Origin of the sequence: Streptococcus rupicaprae (assembly GCF_040545225.1) — a bacterium.
Classification (GTDB): Bacteria; Bacillota; Bacilli; order Lactobacillales; family Streptococcaceae; genus Streptococcus; species Streptococcus rupicaprae.
Genome location: NZ_JBEPLO010000008.1, coordinates 49,036 through 68,125 on the forward strand (window position 1 = coordinate 49,036; position 19,090 = coordinate 68,125).

15 protein-coding genes and 2 pseudogenes are annotated in these 19,090 nt (G+C 42.6%); 1 reads left to right on the forward strand and 16 read right to left on the reverse strand.

Features of this window, described 5'->3' with window-relative positions:
* Window positions 1–177: 177 nt before the first annotated feature.
* The 3 genes from ABID29_RS04680 to ABID29_RS12325 all read right to left on the reverse strand — a co-directional run bounded on the left by ABID29_RS04680 (window position 178) and on the right by ABID29_RS12325 (window position 3,044).
* On the reverse strand, window positions 178–1,074 hold the full coding sequence (locus ABID29_RS04680; RefSeq protein ID WP_354364732.1) for an ROK family protein: 897 nt from the start codon (window positions 1,072–1,074) through the stop codon (window positions 178–180).
* 72 nt (window positions 1,075–1,146) lie between these two features.
* Entirely contained in the window at window positions 1,147–2,007 is an 861-nt protein-coding gene (locus tag ABID29_RS04685) for an AraC family transcriptional regulator (protein ID WP_354364734.1), read from the reverse strand.
* A 197-nt stretch (window positions 2,008–2,204) separates the two neighbouring features.
* A complete protein-coding gene (locus ABID29_RS12325; RefSeq protein ID WP_435533150.1) occupies window positions 2,205–3,044 on the reverse strand; it encodes an LPXTG cell wall anchor domain-containing protein in 840 nt (279 codons plus the stop codon).
* 505 nt (window positions 3,045–3,549) lie between these two features.
* Here ABID29_RS12325 and ABID29_RS12330 point away from each other — a divergent pair.
* Window positions 3,550–3,741 (forward strand): annotated as a pseudogene (locus ABID29_RS12330) (hypothetical protein); the annotation flags it as partial.
* Between the two features lie 830 nt (window positions 3,742–4,571).
* Here ABID29_RS12330 and ABID29_RS12335 read toward each other — a convergent pair.
* The 13 genes and pseudogenes from ABID29_RS12335 to ABID29_RS04750 form a co-directional block, all read right to left on the reverse strand.
* Window positions 4,572–6,833, reverse strand: a pseudogene (locus ABID29_RS12335) (S8 family serine peptidase); the annotation flags it as partial.
* A 273-nt stretch (window positions 6,834–7,106) separates the two neighbouring features.
* Window positions 7,107–8,561, reverse strand: a complete 1,455-nt coding sequence (locus ABID29_RS04695) for a PASTA domain-containing protein (RefSeq protein ID WP_354364737.1) — start codon at window positions 8,559–8,561, stop codon at window positions 7,107–7,109.
* Between the two features lie 106 nt (window positions 8,562–8,667).
* Complete coding sequence (locus ABID29_RS04700) at window positions 8,668–9,342, reverse strand: ABC transporter ATP-binding protein (RefSeq protein ID WP_354364738.1); 675 nt, start codon at window positions 9,340–9,342, stop codon at window positions 8,668–8,670.
* A 13-nt stretch (window positions 9,343–9,355) separates the two neighbouring features.
* The gene (locus ABID29_RS04705; protein WP_354364740.1) at window positions 9,356–10,879 is read right to left on the reverse strand and encodes an ABC transporter permease; all 1,524 of its coding nucleotides are present in this window, start codon (window positions 10,877–10,879) and stop codon (window positions 9,356–9,358) included.
* Window positions 10,880–11,000: 121 nt separating this feature from the next.
* Window positions 11,001–11,486, reverse strand: coding sequence for an NUDIX domain-containing protein (locus ABID29_RS04710; RefSeq protein WP_354364741.1), 486 nt, complete (start codon window positions 11,484–11,486; stop codon window positions 11,001–11,003).
* Window positions 11,486–11,935 carry an NUDIX domain-containing protein gene (locus ABID29_RS04715; protein ID WP_354364742.1) on the reverse strand — a complete coding sequence of 150 codons (450 nt, stop codon included), beginning with the start codon at window positions 11,933–11,935 and terminating at the stop codon, window positions 11,486–11,488. The genes ABID29_RS04710 and ABID29_RS04715 overlap by 1 nt, the downstream gene beginning before the upstream one ends.
* Window positions 11,916–12,887 carry a sensor histidine kinase gene (locus ABID29_RS04720; RefSeq protein ID WP_354364743.1) on the reverse strand — a complete coding sequence of 324 codons (972 nt, stop codon included), beginning with the start codon at window positions 12,885–12,887 and terminating at the stop codon, window positions 11,916–11,918. The genes ABID29_RS04715 and ABID29_RS04720 overlap by 20 nt, the downstream gene beginning before the upstream one ends.
* A complete protein-coding gene (locus tag ABID29_RS04725) occupies window positions 12,884–13,540 on the reverse strand; it encodes a response regulator transcription factor (protein WP_354364745.1) in 657 nt (218 codons plus the stop codon). Before ABID29_RS04725 ends, ABID29_RS04720 begins: the two co-directional genes overlap by 4 nt.
* Before the next feature lie 43 nt (window positions 13,541–13,583).
* The gene (locus ABID29_RS04730) at window positions 13,584–15,566 is read right to left on the reverse strand and encodes an ABC transporter permease (protein ID WP_354364746.1); all 1,983 of its coding nucleotides are present in this window, start codon (window positions 15,564–15,566) and stop codon (window positions 13,584–13,586) included.
* Window positions 15,567–16,319 (reverse strand): ABC transporter ATP-binding protein, encoded by a 753-nt coding sequence (locus ABID29_RS04735; RefSeq protein WP_354364747.1) that lies wholly within the window; start codon window positions 16,317–16,319, stop codon window positions 15,567–15,569.
* Window positions 16,320–16,813: 494 nt separating this feature from the next.
* On the reverse strand, window positions 16,814–18,370 hold the full coding sequence (locus tag ABID29_RS04740) for an ABC-F family ATP-binding cassette domain-containing protein (RefSeq protein WP_354364748.1): 1,557 nt from the start codon (window positions 18,368–18,370) through the stop codon (window positions 16,814–16,816).
* 151 nt (window positions 18,371–18,521) lie between these two features.
* A complete protein-coding gene (locus ABID29_RS04745; RefSeq protein WP_354364749.1) occupies window positions 18,522–18,701 on the reverse strand; it encodes a PspC domain-containing protein in 180 nt (59 codons plus the stop codon).
* 94 nt (window positions 18,702–18,795) lie between these two features.
* Window positions 18,796–19,077, reverse strand: coding sequence for a hypothetical protein (locus tag ABID29_RS04750; RefSeq protein WP_354364751.1), 282 nt, complete (start codon window positions 19,075–19,077; stop codon window positions 18,796–18,798).
* Window positions 19,078–19,090 lie beyond the last annotated feature (13 nt).

Genomic DNA, 19,090 nt, shown 5'->3' on the forward strand with positions numbered 1-19,090 from the left:
CAAAAGTTTGTTATGCCGTTTTCTTGTATTATATCTCAATAAATCTCTTAAAACAGGTCAAAAAATAGCTAAAAAAAGGCGCTTATTGACATGTTTTTGAGGAAGAAAGCCTACCTCTCTAAAAAGCTCCAAAGGTATCAAAAAAAGGCCAGAGCATCTGCTCCAGCCTATGTCAGTCTATTGAGTGGTTAAAAGTGTGTAGAGGGCTCCAACCAAATTTGCCTCGTTTTTAAGCGTTGTTGGCAGAATAGTCAGTTCCGGAAGGTTCATTTTAAGGACAGGATTAGCTTCTAAGATGGCCAGGTACTGGCGCTCTATTTCTTCAATGACAATCGGTTGCGAGCTAATGCCACCACCGATGGCATAGGTGGTCAAATCCAAAAAGGCCTGCAAATTCAAAATGAGATAGGCAATCTGCTGGCAATAGTCTCTAAAGATAGTAAGAGCCTGCTCGTTTCCAGATAGAATTGCATCAAACGCTAATCGTCCATCTTTGATATCTTGATTACCCAAGGTTTTATTGATTGTTTCGATCATTCTAACGGCAGAACCAGCCATACCTATCATTTTCTCAAAACCAGGCTTACTCAGATCGAGGGTTCCAAGACTAAGTTCGCCGGCTTGAAAGTGTGGCCCCATGCGGAGTTTGCCGTCTAAGACAACACCTCCTCCGACACCTGTACCTAAGACAATGACTGCCCCATCGCTAACCCCCTTAAGGCTACCTAGCCAAACCTCTGCGAGTGCTGCTGCCTTGGCATCATTTTGTAGGGAGGTTTTGAGACCATAGCGCTCCTCGATAATTACCTTCAAAGGAAGCTGATCCAGATAAGTCAGGGCTCCTCCGAAATAAATAACTCCTGCTTCAGTGTCCACCTTGCCTGGAATACTAAAGGCCACCCCCTGAATGTCAGTTTTAACAGGCTCTATGATGGCAAAAATGGTATCCAAAAATGCCTCTAAGGAGTCCTGAGGGGTTGGACGACTACTGGTATTTTCAATGGTGCCGTCTTTATGAATCAGAGCATATTTGATCTGTGTGCCACCAACATCGATGGTTAGATAGTGAGACATAGGCTACTCCTTTAATTGTTCTTTTCTTCATTTTACCATAAATGGAATGCTAAAAATAACCTCTTTTGAGCATTATTTTGGCGCTGATTGATCTTTTTGAGTTTTTAGTTGCTTGGAGGTCTGACCGTAATATTTTACCAAGGCCCTATCTAGCGTTCTTAGGCCACTAAAACCGCACTCTAAGGCAATCTGAGTTGCAGTCATTTTTCCGTCCTTTAATAGCGGTAAAGCATGCTTGGAGCGAACATAGTTGAGGTATTGCACAACGGTCATGTTCATATACTCCTTGAAAAAACGACTGAGATGCTCCTTGGAGAGGTAAAAATGATCTGCAATAGACTGTAAATCCAACTCCACTTGATAATGCTCCTCAATGTAAAATTTGATTTCTCTAAGCCGCTCTTTTTGCTTATCGTCATGTTTGTCTGTCAAATGGAGTTGACGTTTTACCATAAAATGGTTGATCAAAATTTCTAATATCTCCAATAAGACAATCGTCTTCCGTAAATTCTGATCTGTTTTATGAAGGCAGGCAATGGAGGTTAGCTTTTCTTGTAAGAGTTGATAAGCAGGGTGGTCCTTGACCTCCAAATCATTCAAGACAAATTTATACTGATTAATGGTTGGGACATAGGTTTGAATGAGGTGATAGGGAAAAATAATCGTCAAGGCACAGGAATCTTTGCCAGGTTCATGAAAGGTTTGGATGCTGTGAATTTCCGTAGAATTGACAACTAAAATCTGGCCAGGACAAGTCTTGTAGGACTTCCCTGCAATGAAAAAATTAGCAATCTGCCCACAAATTGTATAACTTAATTCCACGGACGAATGCCAGTGAGGCTCTATATAGGCGTATTGATTCTCCTCATGCAAGTAAACCCAAGCTGGGAGGTTGTTGTCAGGAACAACAATTTCGTGCTTTAGTTTGACCACTGTTATACCCCTCACTTTGATTTAGCTACTCCTATTATAGCATGGAAAACTCAGAAAATAATATTTATCTTAGCAGAAGTTAATCCAATATTCTTTAGCTTAATTGTCACCGCTCATATCAAAAAACAGAGATGTCCCCTCTAAGAGTTTCATCTCTGTTTTTCATTAAGAACTTCTAAGGCCACTTTAACAATATTCTACTCATTCCTTTTCTTGCGAAAAAGACTGGTTAAGCTAGCCATAAGGAAGCCTAAACTGATTGGGAGTAGACGAGGGGTATCACCTGTTTTAGGAAGTGAGTTAGCATTTGCTTTAGTTTCCATTTTTAGACTGGTTTCCTCACTAAATGGAGAAACCTGGTTTGGTAGCATGCTAGCAGAAGCGCTTTCGTTCTGTTGCAACATGACTTGTTTTAAGGTTTTTGGATTAACAGCACTATCTCTCAATGGCTCTGAGTCTTGTTTCTCAAGAGCTCTTGTCTCAGATTTCGTTTTCTTCAGAGGAGTTTCCTTTATTCTTTCTGGCGTCCTGATATGGTCTCCCACTTCGGGGCTCTGGTCATGTTTAACCTTGTCTGAAGTCCATTTGAGATTAAAGTACTGGTAACGATTTTCTTTTTGAACTAGCAACTGTGCCATATGCACACCATCTTGCTGATTTGCCAAGGATAACTCTAAAAGCTGAATACTGTATCCTGGAGTCAGGCGTGTTAGTTCCTTCATCAGATCCAATTCGCTCACAATGCCTTCCCCCTTAAAATTCTCAAAGAGAGAACGAACATCAAGATCATTGGTAAATGTATGGTCAACCTTTTTAGGCATTTCAGCTGGTGGGGATTGTCTCTGGTCTGAACTTTCCATTTTAATAGATGGATCTACTTTGACTCTAAAGGTATAGGTCTGGGTATTTTTAAGATGATCAGATACTTTAATTTTAACATAATCACCATCTTCAAGTTGTTTTTCGTAATTCCACTGGCGTTTATTGTGATGATAGAAATCCCCGAATTCTCCAGGCTTGAGTACACTGTCTACCATATCACCGTTAATATAGAGCTTCCACCCCTCTTGTCCGTCTTCTATGGTTCCGGATAACTTGACCTTGCCATCTGGGGTAAAAATGGTACCGTCTCGGTCATTGTCAGTTGGGAGGGTTAGGTTTTGATTATCAAAGGTGACTGTGGGAATCTGACTATCCAACTTCACAGCATAACCACGAGAAAAAATTCTTTTATCCCCGTTATAGACGGTCACGTTTATCTGATTTGAACCTTCAAAGACTGGAACCTTAACCTCTCTACGATAGCCCGGTTGTTTTTGATCATATTCGTAAGTCTTAGTCCAAGTGGGTTCTGTAAATCCGATTCCCTTAGCGACGTTATGTAGAGGATTAGTATTAGTGACATGAACGCGCTGGCCTTTTTTGACATGAAGTCTGTAGATCCGATAATATCGTCCATCTTCTTCATGCCAAATTTTACCACTTCGATTTCCTTCTAAATAACCGAGTGTATTATCGTCGTCATGGAAATCAGAACCACTCTCGAATTCGTTCGGGTTTTCTTGCTCTACTTCCTCTTCGAATTCGTCCTCCTCTTCAAAGTCAAGATCGTCTTCTAAATCGTTATCTTCCTTTTTATCTAGACTAGCAAGGCCATATCGACGTCTACGCCATTTCCTTGGTTTAGAAGGTTTCCTAATATTTTCTTTATCATCTTCAGCTGTTGTGCTATAAGATACTTCCAACTTTGTCAAGTCAAAGAGTGTTTTATTGTCACCATAATCAACAGCAGCCAATTCGACGTCGTCACTAATATCACTTTTTTCTATATGGTAATAGCCATCTGAAGAAGGTTCAATTACTTTAATGGTATCCCCATCTTTCTCTAAGGTCACTCGGTGAAGATTCGGATCCGTGATTTTCAAAATCACTTTATCTTTTATGTCTTCTTTAATAGCAACGGCAACAGTTGGTGAAGTGTTATCAATCTTAAACGGTATGTAAGTATACTGCCAAGGTCGACCTTCTTCCAAACGTGCTCGGATACGAATGTAATATTGTCCTTCTCCCAGAGGAACTTCGTCATTTATTTTAGGATCAAATACCGTCCCCGTCCACTCTAAATCAGGATCAGGCTCATTATAAGGCTCTAAGTAGTGTTGGAGCTTTTCCTTATGGGCACTGTTCAAGAATTTTAGTGGGTAGTGACTCCTTTTTAAAACTTTCAATATCTTAGCTGAGGACTCGTCATTGGAATCTACCACCTCAACAACAGTCTCTTGTGCATGGCGCATAGCCATTAATCTCAGACGCATTTTAGCATGATCACTGATACCGCCTCGCGACTGTAGGACATAGAGCTTAGGATTTGAAGTAATTTGAGAGGGATCTTTTTTCCATTGCTCATAATCTGTTCCCCAAGGCACATAATCAAAGACCTCGTGGCGGCCTGTTGGATGACCTTTGACAAAACCAGTCATCTTAGTTTTACTATCTTTTTCCCAAGCCGGAGGATCAATGATTTTTTCATCGTTCCAATTGCCATAAAATCCTGTATAAGGAATATTGAGATTAGGTTGGTCTGAATTTAGGGATTGGAAATAGATATATCCCTCAACAAATTCATTTTTTTCTGCTTTGCCAACTTCTAGAGTCATTGGTAAGGTTACCTGACTATTTGGAGCGATTGTAACCATTCTAGCCGTTTTGAGATTGGCTCCCTCAATCTTACGTGAATGAATTGTTTCTATTGCTTGCGTTTGACCATACATTTGACGATTATGAGGATAAAGAACACTTCCTAGAACATAACCTGGTTTGATAAGGAAAGTCTGTGTCTCATTAGACAAATTTTTCATGACTATAGAGAAGTCTTTTTTAGCTGTTTCAAAGTCTTTTAGAGAAATTGCGCCTTTATTATTGTCAAACGTGACTAGAACGTTGGTTTTGAGAGCTTTTTCCACATTGACAGCTCCCGCACCTTGGCGTCTTGGTGAGTATTCCAAGATGTCCTTTCCTTCTGGGACAGTATAATCTTGAAGGACATCTGTTGTGTTCTGGAATAAAATTTTATTTAATTCTGGTAAGGATAGACCTTCAACTAGTTGACCGCCAGTCTTTAGTAAGGTTTTGGTATGAGGAAGTAACATAGCGCTGGCTCCAGCAACATAAGGGGAAGACATGGATGTGCCACTAAGATTAAAGTAACTATTCCCGTTACCAGTTGAGTAAATATTTTCGCCAGGAGCAACCACATCTGGTTTCATCTCCAGCGTCCCAGCCACTCCCCATGAGCTAAATCCGGAAATACCTGGATGGTCGAATACTTTTGTAAGAACGGGTTGTGTCTGGAAAATCAGTTCTTCTTTTTTCGGCTGTTCCTGTTTTTTAAGGTAATCTTTTAAAAGGGCTCCATCTTTTTCAGAGATACTCACTGCCCATGTTTTTTGAAATTGTCCCTTATAGTCATCTAGAAGAGTACTCCTGATTTCGGGAACAGTCTGATAGTTCCCCAGAGTGGTTGGGCTAGCTGCATTAATTAGAATAATGCCTTTAACATTTTTGCGCATCAAATCAGTTAGCTTGGTGAATAAATTCTCCTGATCCCTCCGAACGATAACAATTTTATCGGCTAGGTCTGGGAGGTTTGGAGATGCTTCTAAATCATATAATTCTTCTTGAATTTTAAATGCCTTGCTTTTCTTTTTGTCGAATAAGCTATAGTTATGCCAATTAATATCTTCATAAGGAAGATCTAAATGGCCAACTTTTAAATGAGGGAGATGCATATGGGTGTGATAATATGAGCCGACACCAATGACATGAGGGTTTGCTGCTACGGCAACAATGGCAGAATCATCTTTTTGTGGATAGGCAGAATCAACACGTCTATCAAAGGTATTGCTTGTATTAGATGATCCTGCATTTCCCATTGATGCTGTGATAATAATTCCTTTCTCCGCAGCTCTTTTAAAGGCTTCATACCAAACATCGTCTTTTTGTCCGGTACCATCGCTACCGATACTTAGACTAACAATGTCAGCTCCTCTTTTAATAGCATCTTCTAAAGCAAAAAATTGATGATCTTCTTGAAAACCTTCAACATTAGAGTAACTCCAAGTTCTGTACGCTAAAAGTTGAGCGTTAGGTGCCATTCCTTTAAAACCATCCAGTTTGTTCCCAGCAAGTATGCCCGCAATGTGCATCCCATGCTCAGATGAATTATCTAATAAGTCATTGTCTCCGCCCATAAAGTCAAAGGCAAAGGGGACCTTACGGTTAAACCCAGGTGCTACTTCTTTTATCTTTAAGTCTTGATCAGTGACATCATCGTCTAGTCGCATGATTTCATGATTTTGATCAATCCCAGTATCAATTGTTGCAATCACAACACCACGTCCATCCAAAGGAAAAGTTCCTTCGACGGCTTGCTGCTGACGAATCGTTTGAGCTTGATCATTCAAATGTTTAAGCTCTTTTGTAATCAGAGCGTCATCCTTCATCCCATTAGGGGATTCAGAAGAGAGTCCATCTTTGAATGAATTTCCCTCAGATGATGATAACTTACCGGCTTCATAATATTTTTCATCTGATGATACTACTTCACTCGTTTTAGAAGAAGCTGCATCCTCAATCATAGATGAATTTACTTTGTTAACGTCTGCAATCTCTGTCGAAGTATTATTGTAGCTAACCACAATCTCTGATTCTTCATTTAAACCATCAGCCTGAACGTGATGTTCTGTTAAAGCACTGGTCAATAAGACCATTGCAGAAGTTGTTAATATCAATGTTTGTTTTCTGTTTTTTGGGATCTTTTCGTCCATAATTCCTCCTTGTGTTTCTTATTAATGATCATTTTCGACTCTTTCTTTACTGTTTCTTACGCTTCCTCCTCGTCTAATCACTAAAAGTTAACAGCTAGAAAATGCCAATTCATCTAGCTCTTAATCTATCATATCGCGAACTTTCTAAAATTTCAAGAAAAAATTAACTTAGATTAAAAAATAAATTAATCAACCATAACAAATAAGATGGTTAAATTTTACAGATTTATGGATAGAAAAAAGCCTTGCCAAATGGCAAAGCTTTTAAAGCTGCTACGGATGGACTTGATTGGCCACTGCTTCTTCTGCAGGGGCAGTTAGATCGGTCTGACTAGGAGCTGTTGCACCACCTGCTGGTGTCTGTTGATTAACAGTGGTTGGCACATGGCTGGCCCAAGCTCCATTACTTACACCCAGATAGACATGGTAGGCCATTGGGATAGGTGTCTCGTACTCGCTTTGTTCAACGACTGTCCCGCGCGGCTGGGCAGAATCCACCCAATAGGTCTCATAAGTCACTTCGGCTGAACGCGATTGGAATTCGTCAAAGAAATATTTGGCTAATTCACTGGCATTTTTCCCGCGCAGGTCTTTGAGATAAGGCATGCCCTGAGAGTAAATCACAACGACATTTTTACTTTCTTTTTCTGTCAGTTGTTTTCCTGCCTCAATGCTCTGTGAAATCAAGGTTCCGTAGCGGAGGTTGGGGTTGAACTGGTATTTGACCGTGACGGTCAAACCAGGTGCGCTGCCAGCAACATCTGGTGATAATGTGGCAAAGTCAGGCACTGCAACCCCCTTGCCTGCTGAAATAAAGACTTCAAAGGCATCTTTTTTAGAAATCTTGTCACCTGGCTTCAGAGACTGAGACAAGACATTGCCGATAGGAGTCGTCTCATTGGCCTGATCGGTGTAAGTGACTTTGAGCTCATTTTTCTTGGCCCAAGCTTCGACATCCGTCTTAGTCTTACCTGCAAAGTCTGGGATCTCGATATTTTTCTCTAGCTTTTCTTGACCACGCGAGTAATAAAGGGTTGCCTTATTGCCTCGTTTATAGTCCTGGCTAGTCACACCTGATGAGGTGATATCTAGGCGGATAAAGCGATCAGCCGCTACCGTCTCATCAAATTCACGCTTGAGAATCAGATTTTCAGCCTTGTGGTCTGCAATCCATTTTTCAGCCTGGGCAGTGGTCATCTTAGAGAAATCTGGCAAGGCAAGGACCTCATCAGGATCAGCCCCAAGTGAGACGACTAAGTTGACCGTGCTGCCTTTTTTGACGGATTTGCCAGGTTTCACGGCTTGGGAAATAACCTGATTGACGTCTTGGTCCAGACTAAATTCTTGCTCCAAGGCAAAATCAAGGTTGTGCTTGACACCCCAAGCTCTAGCTTCTGTTACAGGCTTACCAGTAAAATCAGGCATGGTCACACGTGTTAGTTTGAAATAAAGAAAGATGCAGGCTAAGAGCCCCAATAACCCCAATCCACTCCAAATCAGATACTTCTTCTTCTGCCGTTTGTGGTAGGTTGGATCAACCTCATAATCGTCACTAACTTCATACCGTTTGGTTGTCCGTGTCGGACGGGATGTCCTGCGTGAATGGAGGTGAGCTGGCTGATCAGAAACGGATGGCTCTGCTTCCATTTCAACGCTATCAGGTGTCTCACTGACGGAAGGAGTTGGTTCTGTTACCTGAGCTTCTGGTCTCCTTTCTGGCTCTGCCATCGGAGGCTCCTTTGACATTAGGGACTTAGCTTCTTGTTTAGAGGGGATTTTTTGATCGTTTTCTAGCAGCTCATCGTAATTCTGACCAGAAAATTTGGATAGAAAATCACTCATGGATGCTTAATTTTCCTTTATGCAGGTAAAGAATCTGGTCGCTTTGATCCGCGATTTCTTTGGCATGGGTCACGACGATGACGCATTTTTGATGCTCGTGAGCCAGTTTTTTGAAAATGTCTACAATTTCAGCTTCCATTTCCTCGTCCAAGTTTCCTGTCGGTTCATCGGCTAGGATGATGTCAACATTGGTGGCTAGGGCGCGTGCAATGGCCACCCGCTGCTGTTCTCCCCCTGACAATTGATTAACCAGTCGGTCAGCCTTGGTCTTATCGAGGCCAATATAATCCAAAAGATTGTAGGCCACATTGACCTTGTCAGCAGGAAGGGAATTGGCGGTGATGTCCATGGGAACCAGAACATTCTCTACCGCTGTCATATAAGGAATGAGGTTGTATTGCTGGAAGATAATCCCGATTTTATCCCTTCTAAAGGATTGGTAGCCGATTTCCTTGATATCTTTGCCGTCATAGAGCACCTGTCCTTCTTTGGGTTCATCGAGAGCGCTCAGTAAGGAAAGAAAGGTCGTTTTACCAGAGCCAGACTGGCCCAAAATAGTATAGAAAACCCCTTTTTCAAATGTGACAGAGGTATCCTTTAAGATGGTTCGACGTTGCTCTCCATCTTGGTAATAGTAACTCAACTGTTTCGTTTCTAATATAGCCACAAGCAGGTCCTCCTTACATCATGATTTTCTTGGGATTGAGCCTGAGAATGTAAGCTAACGGAGCCAGGGTTGCCAAGAGAGTCGTCCCTAGACCGACAGCATACATCAAGACAATATAAAGTGGCGTTAGCGTTACCTTATAGGCGGCGATGACATCCTCAGTTGTGTAGTTGGTCTGTGCGAGTGGGCCAAACATGTAATAAGTCATCCCGCCGTCATTCATTGCTTGGTTCTCTAACTGTTGTTGAATCAGACTACCAGATAGGCTATTGGCTAAAAGATTTCCGGTTAATACAGCTAGACTAACGGCTACAAATGAAATCAGGAGAACTTCAACTAGGATTTGACCGAATACTTTGCCCTTTTGTTCTCCAAAGGACAGGTAAATGCCTAATTCATGCTTACGGTCACGCAGGAAGAGCAAGACAACCAAGGTGATGATCAAAATCGCTGCCAAAATCGCAACCCAGAGAACATAGCCTGCCATCTTAGACATGGCCTGAACGGGAGCTGCAATCGTATCGTACTGGTCCGACGAAGCCATAATGGTGTAATATTTAGGGACCAGCGGCATATTTTCTTCTTTAAATTTGGCGACGTCTTCTGGTCTTTTCAGGACATAGACAGGGCTGTAATATGGTGAAGTATCCACTTCTTCTCCCTGCTCAGCTATTATAGTGGACTTCTCAAAGAAGACTTGCATGATATCAACAGCCAGCTGATTTGGGGCATAAATGGTATTGGCCTGCATTTGCTCAGACATAGCTTTGTTAAACTGATCTGGACTGTTCTGGGAAGTGTCAGCACCATCTTTTGTCGCTGGTTCAGAAGACTTGCTGTCGAAGATACCCACGATTTCGATAGGGAATTCGCCTAAAAGGGTAGCACTTGACTCAGAACTTTCGCCGCTAGCACCATAGTTCACCTCAAAGTTCCCAAAATTAACAGTATCACCGACCTTGATATTATTAAGCTCAGCGACTTGCTTGGAGATAAGGCCAACGTGTTTTCCGCTATCCACCTCTTCTTGGGTCAGGACGCGACCGTCTACAAGGCTGATTTTCTTTTCTTCAATGTCAAGGATGTTAGGATATTGGACACCATGGACACTAAAGGCGTAGTATTTTTGCTCAGGGGTGTTAAAACCGCCCATGCTACCACTTTCTTCTTGCTCCTTGATAAACTCTGGCACAAAATACTCTAATTCCTCTGAACCAAGACTGGCTGTAGTGCTGTAATCATAGTATTTCACATAAGGGGACTGGGCAATCTGCTGAATAATGTCAGGTGTTATGCGAGAATCAAAGCTAAAGTTGCTATCCTTAGCATACTCCTTTTGAAGGGCTTCACCGTCAACTTCAAGCGTCGCAATAGCCCCCATGCTGTACTTGATTTTTTCTTCAACACGCTTGCTGGCCTGCTGAATAGAGATGGCCCCAGCAATCACATTGGCGATGATAAAAACAATGGCAAAGAGTAAGAGTGACTTACCTTTTCGCCTGCTGACACTGAGCCAGGCACGTTTTAAAAAGTTCATGAATGGTCCTCCTTTTTGATGATATAGAAATCGTTTACAGTTATTTTACACCTTTTATCCTTATTTTTCAAGGATTGGTCTAGAAATTTCCAAATTTAGTTTGCATAATTTTTATTATGTCCTAAAAACTCTTCTTCAACCATTTTCGATCAAAGATTCTCTCTTCAACCAATCGCTCTGCTTCTTCGATCGCTATCCAGGCAATCCTTTCCACTTCACTTGTCTGGATAAGGAGGTTCTTCTTAGCCTGTTCAGGAATCAGGGCCTTGTAATAATGCATGATGCACTTGATATCAGGCCGGACCTCATAACCCAGATAGGAAAAATCCAAATCATGAAGGGATAGTTCTTCTGCTACTTCTCTGGAAATGGCCTGCTCAGGACTTTCACCAGCTAACAGTGACCCGCCAGTAAAAATGTCCCAAATTCCAGGGGAAGTTTCTTTTGAAAAAGACCGTTGCTGAACCAAGAGTTGCCCCTCTTGATCATAGAGCAAGCCATTGACACAGGCATGATACTGACCGACTTTTAGTTCTTGCACGCGGCTTCGCTCAATGGTCTGTCCTGTTTTTTGATTCCTTTGGTCATAAATATCCCAGATTTCCATCAGGTCCTCCATTCGTCATAGGCTTGTCCAGACATGGCTTTTTGAACAGCGATTTTCCGATCAGGAATCATTTTAGGTGGGAGCTGGTCGATAGCAAACCAAGCTAGCTCAGCGTTTTTGCGACTTTCCATGATTTGAGGCTGTCCTCTGAACTGTTTAACCGAAAAATAGAGATAGAGGTAGGGAAAATCGTCTGCTTGCCCTACTCGGTGGACTGTGTGGACGAGCTCAAGGTCTTCTAGCGATACTTCAATCGCTAGTTCCTCACGGCATTCTCGCAGCACAGCTTCTCTGGCGGTCTCCCCGGCATCGATATGCCCCGTCCCAGCCAAGTCCCAATAACCATCCATGTATCCCGTATTTTGCCTCCGATGCAGGAGAATTTGTCCCTCTGAGTTGAAAATCATCGGAAAAATAGCAGCGTAGAGTTTAAAGTGTTCCTTTCTCATCTTGCCCTCCTCTCTTTGGTGAAAGGGTAACGGTGGTTCCCTGTTCGACCTCGCTTTCGACAGTGATGGCCAGTTCTAAATCATCCAGAACTTTCTTGGCCATGTAAAGCCCCAGACCAGTTGACTTGTGGTATTTATGGCCATTAAAACCAGTGAAGCCCTCATCAAAAAGTCTAGGCAAGTCTTCTGCGAGAATCCCGATGCCTTGATCTTTAATTTGAATCCCCCTATCGTAAAGGGAAATCGTAATCCTGCCTTCGGGCCTGCTGTACTTGATAGCATTGTCAATCAGCTGGCTGAGGGCAAAGGACAGCCACTTGGCATCTGAATTGACCTGCCAATCCCCTTCAATATGGACAGACAAGTCTTTACTTAGGCACTGCACCCGATAGTCTTTGATGATTTGACTGACCAAGGGTTTGACCTGGAGGCTTTCAAAGCGAAAGTCATCGGTTTTGTCCTGAAACTTAAGGTAAGTCAGTAAAATGGTCAAGTAGTGGTCAATGTTTTGGACCTGGCTGGCCACTTGCTGAGGTTTTAACTTTTCTGTCTGTACCAAGAGGTCCAGGCTAGCCAAGGGGACCTTAATCTGATGCCCCCACATCTTAATCAAGGCTTTCAGTTGGTTGAGTTCTTGTAGGAGCTCATCTATTTGATTCTGGGCCTCTTGTCGCTCCATTTGGAGGGCTTCTTGAGCAGCCATGACCAAGGGACTAGAAGATAATTGAGGCTCATTACTGGCTATTGGATGACTCAGTTGGTACCATTGCCGCCTAAAGCGAATCAAGGCGCCTAGCATGAAAAGAATGAATAAGGTGACGGCAAAGATTAGGGCATTGGCAAAATAAGCCATGGGCAAGCGATAGAGCCAAAAGGTGAGGAGAAAAAGACAAGCTAGGGCCAGGTAGAGGGCTAACCAAGGTCTGTATTCTTTTAAAAACTTACCAATCACGGAATTAAAAAACCTACCCCTCTAATGGTGTGAATCTCTTCAAATGCCACTTGGCGCAACTTTTTGCGCAGTCGTGTCATATTGACATTGAGCGTGTTTTGATCAATAAAATCATCGTTTTCCCAGAGCTTATCCAGCAATTTTTCCTTGGAGACCAACTGGCCTTTCTGGCTAAGAAGGATGTGGAGAATCTTATTCTCTGTCGGAGACAGTTGAACCCGTCCCTCCGGTCCAGAAAAGTCTCCGTCTAGGCTGAGCCGATAAGCGCCAACGACCAACTCTGTCTCGGTATAGTCTTGACTGCGACGCAAGAAGGCGGCAATTTTAGCCTCTAAAACTGAAAGAGAAAAGGGTTTGGCGATAAAGTCATCCGCCCCCATATTGAGAGCCATGATGGCATTCATCTCCTCATTGGCACTGGAAATGAAGACAATTGGAACCTTGGTGAATTTGCGAATTTCCGTTGTCCAATAAAAGCCATTAAAGTAGGGCAGGGTGATGTCCATCAGAATCAAGTCGGGTGCTGCTTCTTCAATCTCTTGTTTGACAGAGCGAAAATTAAGCACACTGACAAATTGATAACTAGCTTTAAAATGGTCTTTCAAGGATTGGACGATAACCGGATCATCTTCTACTACAAAAATCGTTTTCATACTCTTATTTTACAAAAAAGTGGCATCCTCTGCCACTTTTTGCCTACCTTTCAATGATTTTGTAATAGGCACGACTGGTTAATCGGTAAATGATAAAATATAGGGAGATAAAACCAAACATCGTGATTCCTGTCATTTGCAGTAAAATCTTATGATCTAGAATTCCCATTTCTCTAATGATCCGCCCCATCAGAAAGAGGGCAAAAGACACATGAGAAACACTGACGATTAACGGAAGGAAGAAGATGATCCAGACCTGGCTACTGATCGTCTTTTTAACCATCTTAGGACTCATTCCAATCTCCTGCAAGACCTTATAGGCTTTTTTATCTTCGTAGCCCTCAGAGATTTGCTTAAAGTACATGATGAGGCAGGCACCCAGCAGAAAGGACATGCCGATGATAAACCCGATGAAGATGAAGGTTCCGGTAAAGGAGAGGTTATCTTGAATACTTTCTTCTCTATTATTGAGAAGATAGGTATAGTCCCGATCTTGGGCCGTTAGCTTCTGCAACTGCTGGTATTGAGCGTCAGATAGCTGGACAGTCGTGCTATAGGATAGAGGAAGACTCTGTTCAGCATTTGGATCAGGAGCATAGCCTTTGCTGATGGCATAAGTCAGCACAAATTCCTTGAGCACTGCCAGGTCTTTAACCACTATCAGGGCATAGGTCGTTGGCCCCATGTAGAGGTTTTGACGGATGGAGGTGGCCCTTATGGGTTTGACTGCATAGGCAACTTCCTCACCGATAGCGATGGTTTGGGTTTTTAAATCCTTGGAAAAGGTTTGATGGTAGTAACCGACCGTCTGGTCATCCAGGTCCAAGTCAACCCCCTCAAGCCGCTTGTATTCTTCTGCTGTAATGATTATTAACTGCACTCGATTAACGACCCTATAATCCTCAGCAGTTGCCAGGTCTACCACTTCAGTGTTGGTCAGAGAAGGGTACTCGTCATAATGTAGGATACTAGACCAGCTGTCGGGTTGGGGATCTATTTTTGCCAAAAGAGCTTCTATTCCCTCTTCTGCTTTTTCCTTATCAGCAATAAAGATCTGCCGAATGACCGTATTTTTGTCCTTAGGGTACTGCTGATCAACACTAGCAGACACCATGAAGTAGATGGTGCTGGTTGCGATAAGGGTCACCATAACCATAGTGGCCAAGATAGTGATATTGCCTAGACCAAAAGCGTTTTGCTTCATTCGGTAAAGCATCTGCGAGACAGGGATAAAATGCTGGCGCTTGTAGAAATACGTCTTGTTTTGCTTTTGCTTTTTCAAAAACCAAGTGGTAAAACTGACAAAGAAGAGATAAGTGCCAAAGATGACCGCTAAAACGGCTAAAAAAATTAGCTTCAGATAGTCTTCATTGAAATTAGAGGCGTCTTTGACAGCAAAGACATAGGCAGAGATAATCAGGATGACCCCAAATAAGCCTAAAAAGACATTGCCCTTGGGTTCTTTTTCTCCCTTACGGCTCGTAGACAACATTTCAAGCGAGGACAATCTACCGATATGCCAACCTGTCAAAGCGATTAAACTGATAAAAATAGCTGCAAATAGGAGAACAGATAGATGATAACCGCTGGGCTGGATGGCTAGGTGGAAACCGTCTATTTGTAGCAGATTGACTAAAATCAGATAGAGAAACTTGGCCAAGACAGTAGCCAGCACTATCCCAAACAAGATGACCCCAAATCCAACCAGAGCCAACTCGATACTGGCAATGGTAGCTATCCGCTTGCGGTTCATCCCTAGAACATTGTAGAGGCCGAATTCCTTGAAGCGTTGTTTGATCAAAAACCGATGGCTGTAGGTCACAATAATGGCGGAAAATATGGCAATGACCCAGAAGGCGAATTTTAGTAAGGTTGGTGTGGTTCGTCTTTCCTGAACATCTGGCGACAGCCAGATCAAATTGATAGTGTTGAGCAAGACAAAGAGGGTGACACTGGAAAGAACAAAGGGGGCATAGGCTTGATAGGCCTTTTTCAAATTGCCCAAGGCAAGTTTTAGGAAGAACATCTACTCACCTCCTAAGAGACTGGTCATTGCAAGTGAAATCGTTTTGTAAAATTCCGCCTGTGTCTGGCTACCACGGTAGAGTTGATGGAAAATCCGGCCATCTTTAATAAAGAGAACACGCCCAGCGTGACTAGCCGCCATACTAGAATGCGTCACCATGAGAATAGTCTGCCCTCCAGTATTGATGGCCTCAAAGATCCGCATTAAGTCTTCTGAATTGCGATAGTCCAAGGCGGCTGTCGGTTCATCAGCTAGAATCAGTTGCGGATTGGTAATCAGAGCTCTGGCAATGGCTACACGCTGTTGCTGACCACCAGATAGCTCAAAAGGACGCTGATCTAATAAAGCTTCAATCCCTAGTTTACGAGCTAAGTCTGGCAGGCGCGCTTCCATTTCTTGGGGAGGCTGATTACTCAAGACCAGAGGCAAGAAAATATTATCTCGGATAGTCAGATTATCCAGCAAGTTGAAATCCTGAAAGACGAAGCCTAGGTTGTTAAGGCGAAAATCTGCCAACTCGCCTTCCTTGATATGGCTGATACTCTGGCCGTTTAGGATGACTGTCCCTGAACTTGGCCGATCCAAGGTAGCTAAAATGTTGAGCAAGGTCGTCTTCCCAGACCCTGATTCTCCCATAATAGCGACAAATTCGCCTTTTTCGACCTGAAAATGAACGTCTTGTAAGGCTTGAACCTCTGTCTTAGAAAATCGCGTTTTGAAAACCCGTTTCAAGTGTTTGGCTTGTAAAAACATGGTGCTTCCTCCTTAGATAGTCCTTGCTTCATCTATTGTAGCAAATTTATAGTTCTATTGTAAGGGATTTCGGAGACTATTGTACTTACAGCTGCTTTCTCTTCACTTACAAAATTGTAAGATTAATAGTTTTAAGCAAGCAAAACTCTGGATTTGTAATCGATTGCATTTTTGTGTTTCTATGTTATCATAGATGTGTGAAGGCAGTGATTATCTCATAGTAGGAAGGAGAATGCTCAAAGATAACTAACACTATCAAATTTTTTATAACCGCCATAGCCTATTTTCTCCTTATGGCCATGTTAAAGCATCTTTTTCACTTAGAAAATCGCTGGTGGATTTCCATTGGTCTTCTGATTGGGACTTATCTGGGTCACAAATGGTTTAGCAAGAAATAAGACCATCCAATAGCTAAAACACAAGGAACGGTTGACTTGATACATGACAAGCCTACTGCTTCCTTGTGTTTTTAACTGTTCGACATTCTGTAGTGCTTATCCCCTTTTCACAGAATAGCCCGAGAAATCCCAAACCTCACTAACGAGTCCCTCGTAAAATTCCGGTTCGTGACAAACCATGAGAATACTTCCCTTATAGGCTTTTAAGGCGCGTTTGAGTTCATCCTTGGCATCCACATCCAAGTGATTAGTTGGTTCGTCCAAAATAAGAACGTTACTTTCCTTGTTTTGGAGTTTACAGAGGCGAACCTTGGCCTGCTCACCTCCACTTAACACGCGGACATTGCTTTCGATATGCTTTGTGGTCAGACCACACTTGGCAAGAGCTGCGCGGACTTCAGCCTGATTCATGTAGGGGAAAGTGTCCCAGATCTCATTGAGGCAAGACTTGTCAGCATCGCCAGACATCTCCTGCTCAAAATAACCAATTTCGAGAAACTCTCCGCGTTCAACCTGACCTTCTAGGGGTTGGATTAGCCCCAACAAACTCTTCAGCAGGGTTGTTTTTCCGATACCATTTGATCCTGTAATAGCAATTTTTTGCCCGCGCTGCATTTCTAGGCTTATGGGCTGAGTTAGCGCCTGATCATACCCAATCACCAGATTATCCGTTTTGAAAATGTAGCGCCCTGGTGTCCTCGCTGGTAAGAAATGAAATTCTGGCTTCGGACGTTCTTGCACCAATTCAATCATTTCCATCTTGTCTAGTTTCTTTTGGCGAGACATGGCCATGTTACGAGTAGCAACCCGTGCTTTATTTCGAGCAACGAAATCTTTGAGATCTGCAATCTCCTTTTGCTGGCGATTGTAAGCCGCCTCTATCTGAGCCTTTTTCATCGCATAAACTTCCTGGAACTTGTCATAATCTCCAACATAGCGGTTGAGTTGCTGGTTATCCATATGGTAAATCAGGTTAATCACACTATTGAGGAAAGGAATATCGTGGGAAATCAAAATAAAGGCATTTTCATAGTCATTGAGGTAACGGCGGAGCCATTCAATATGTTCAGCATCCAAATAGTTGGTCGGCTCATCCAAAAGGAGGATATCAGGTTTTTCAAGCAGAAGTTTAGCCAGCAAAATCTTGGTCCGCTGCCCACCAGATAGCTCTGTCACGTCTGAATCCAGACCAAAGGCCGTAATTCCTAAGGCGCGTGCAACTTCCTCAACCTTGCTATCAACGATGTAAAAATCATTTGATTCCAAAAGGTCTTGCAATTCGCCCGTCTCTTCCATCAATTCAGCCATCTTGGTATCATCTGCGTCAGCCATTTCCATATAGGCTTCCCCGAGGCGTGCTTCATACTCATAAAGATAGGCAAACGCACTACGCAAGACATCACGGATGGTCATGCCTGATTCCAAAACGGTATGTTGGTCTAAATAGCCAACCCGCACACGCTTGCTCCACTCGACCTTGCCTTCGTCTGGTTGGAGTTTACCTGTGATGATGTTCATAAAGGTAGATTTTCCTTCGCCATTGGCACCAATAAGGCCAATATGCTCCCCTTTTAAGAGGCGGAAAGATACATCATCAAAAATCGCACGCTCTCCAAAACCGTGGGTTAAATGTTCAACCGTTAAAATACTCATAATCTCTAAAATCCTTCTGATAATCTGGCTAGTCAATCTAGTAACCTCTACTATTTTACCCTATTTTACTAGTTTTGTCTGGACAAATTCTCAAAAATGTTTCCCTAAATTAAGAAAAACCTTCCACTGGGAAAGGTTTTTCTTATAAGAATCAATCCGCCATGATAATGGCAAGAACGATATAAATACCAATTGCCGTTCCTCCAAAAAAAGCACCGATGATAAAGCCTAGACGAACATTGTCGGATTTCAGTCCGAAATACTCCGCCAAGCCACCACAAACGCCTAGAAATCTCCTATCGGTACGCGAAACAACTAATTTTTTGTTCATGTCAATTCTCCTTTTCTTTTTGTATCATTATTATAACACAACGATATTCAAAAGCAAGTCAAAACTAGACTGCAAAGCTTACACTTTTGCAAGGTTACCAAAGTCCTTTAAAAGAGTATGTTCCTCTATGATGATTGAGAAAAATAGCAAGTTCTGCAAGATTTTTAGGCGCTCGTGTTCCTACCCCGAAAGCTAATAATTCGATGTTGACATAGTAAGCAAGGCGTGCCACAATAAGAGTCGGTTCTTCTCCTTTTTCGAGCGCCTTGGCTGCCTCAAACAGAGCTTCTTGGCAGTTCTGCGTCAATTGATGACGGTCATGGTTGTAGACTGTGGCGACCAATTGGAAGAAACGTTTGCGATCAACGGGAGTCACCTTGAACACCCCC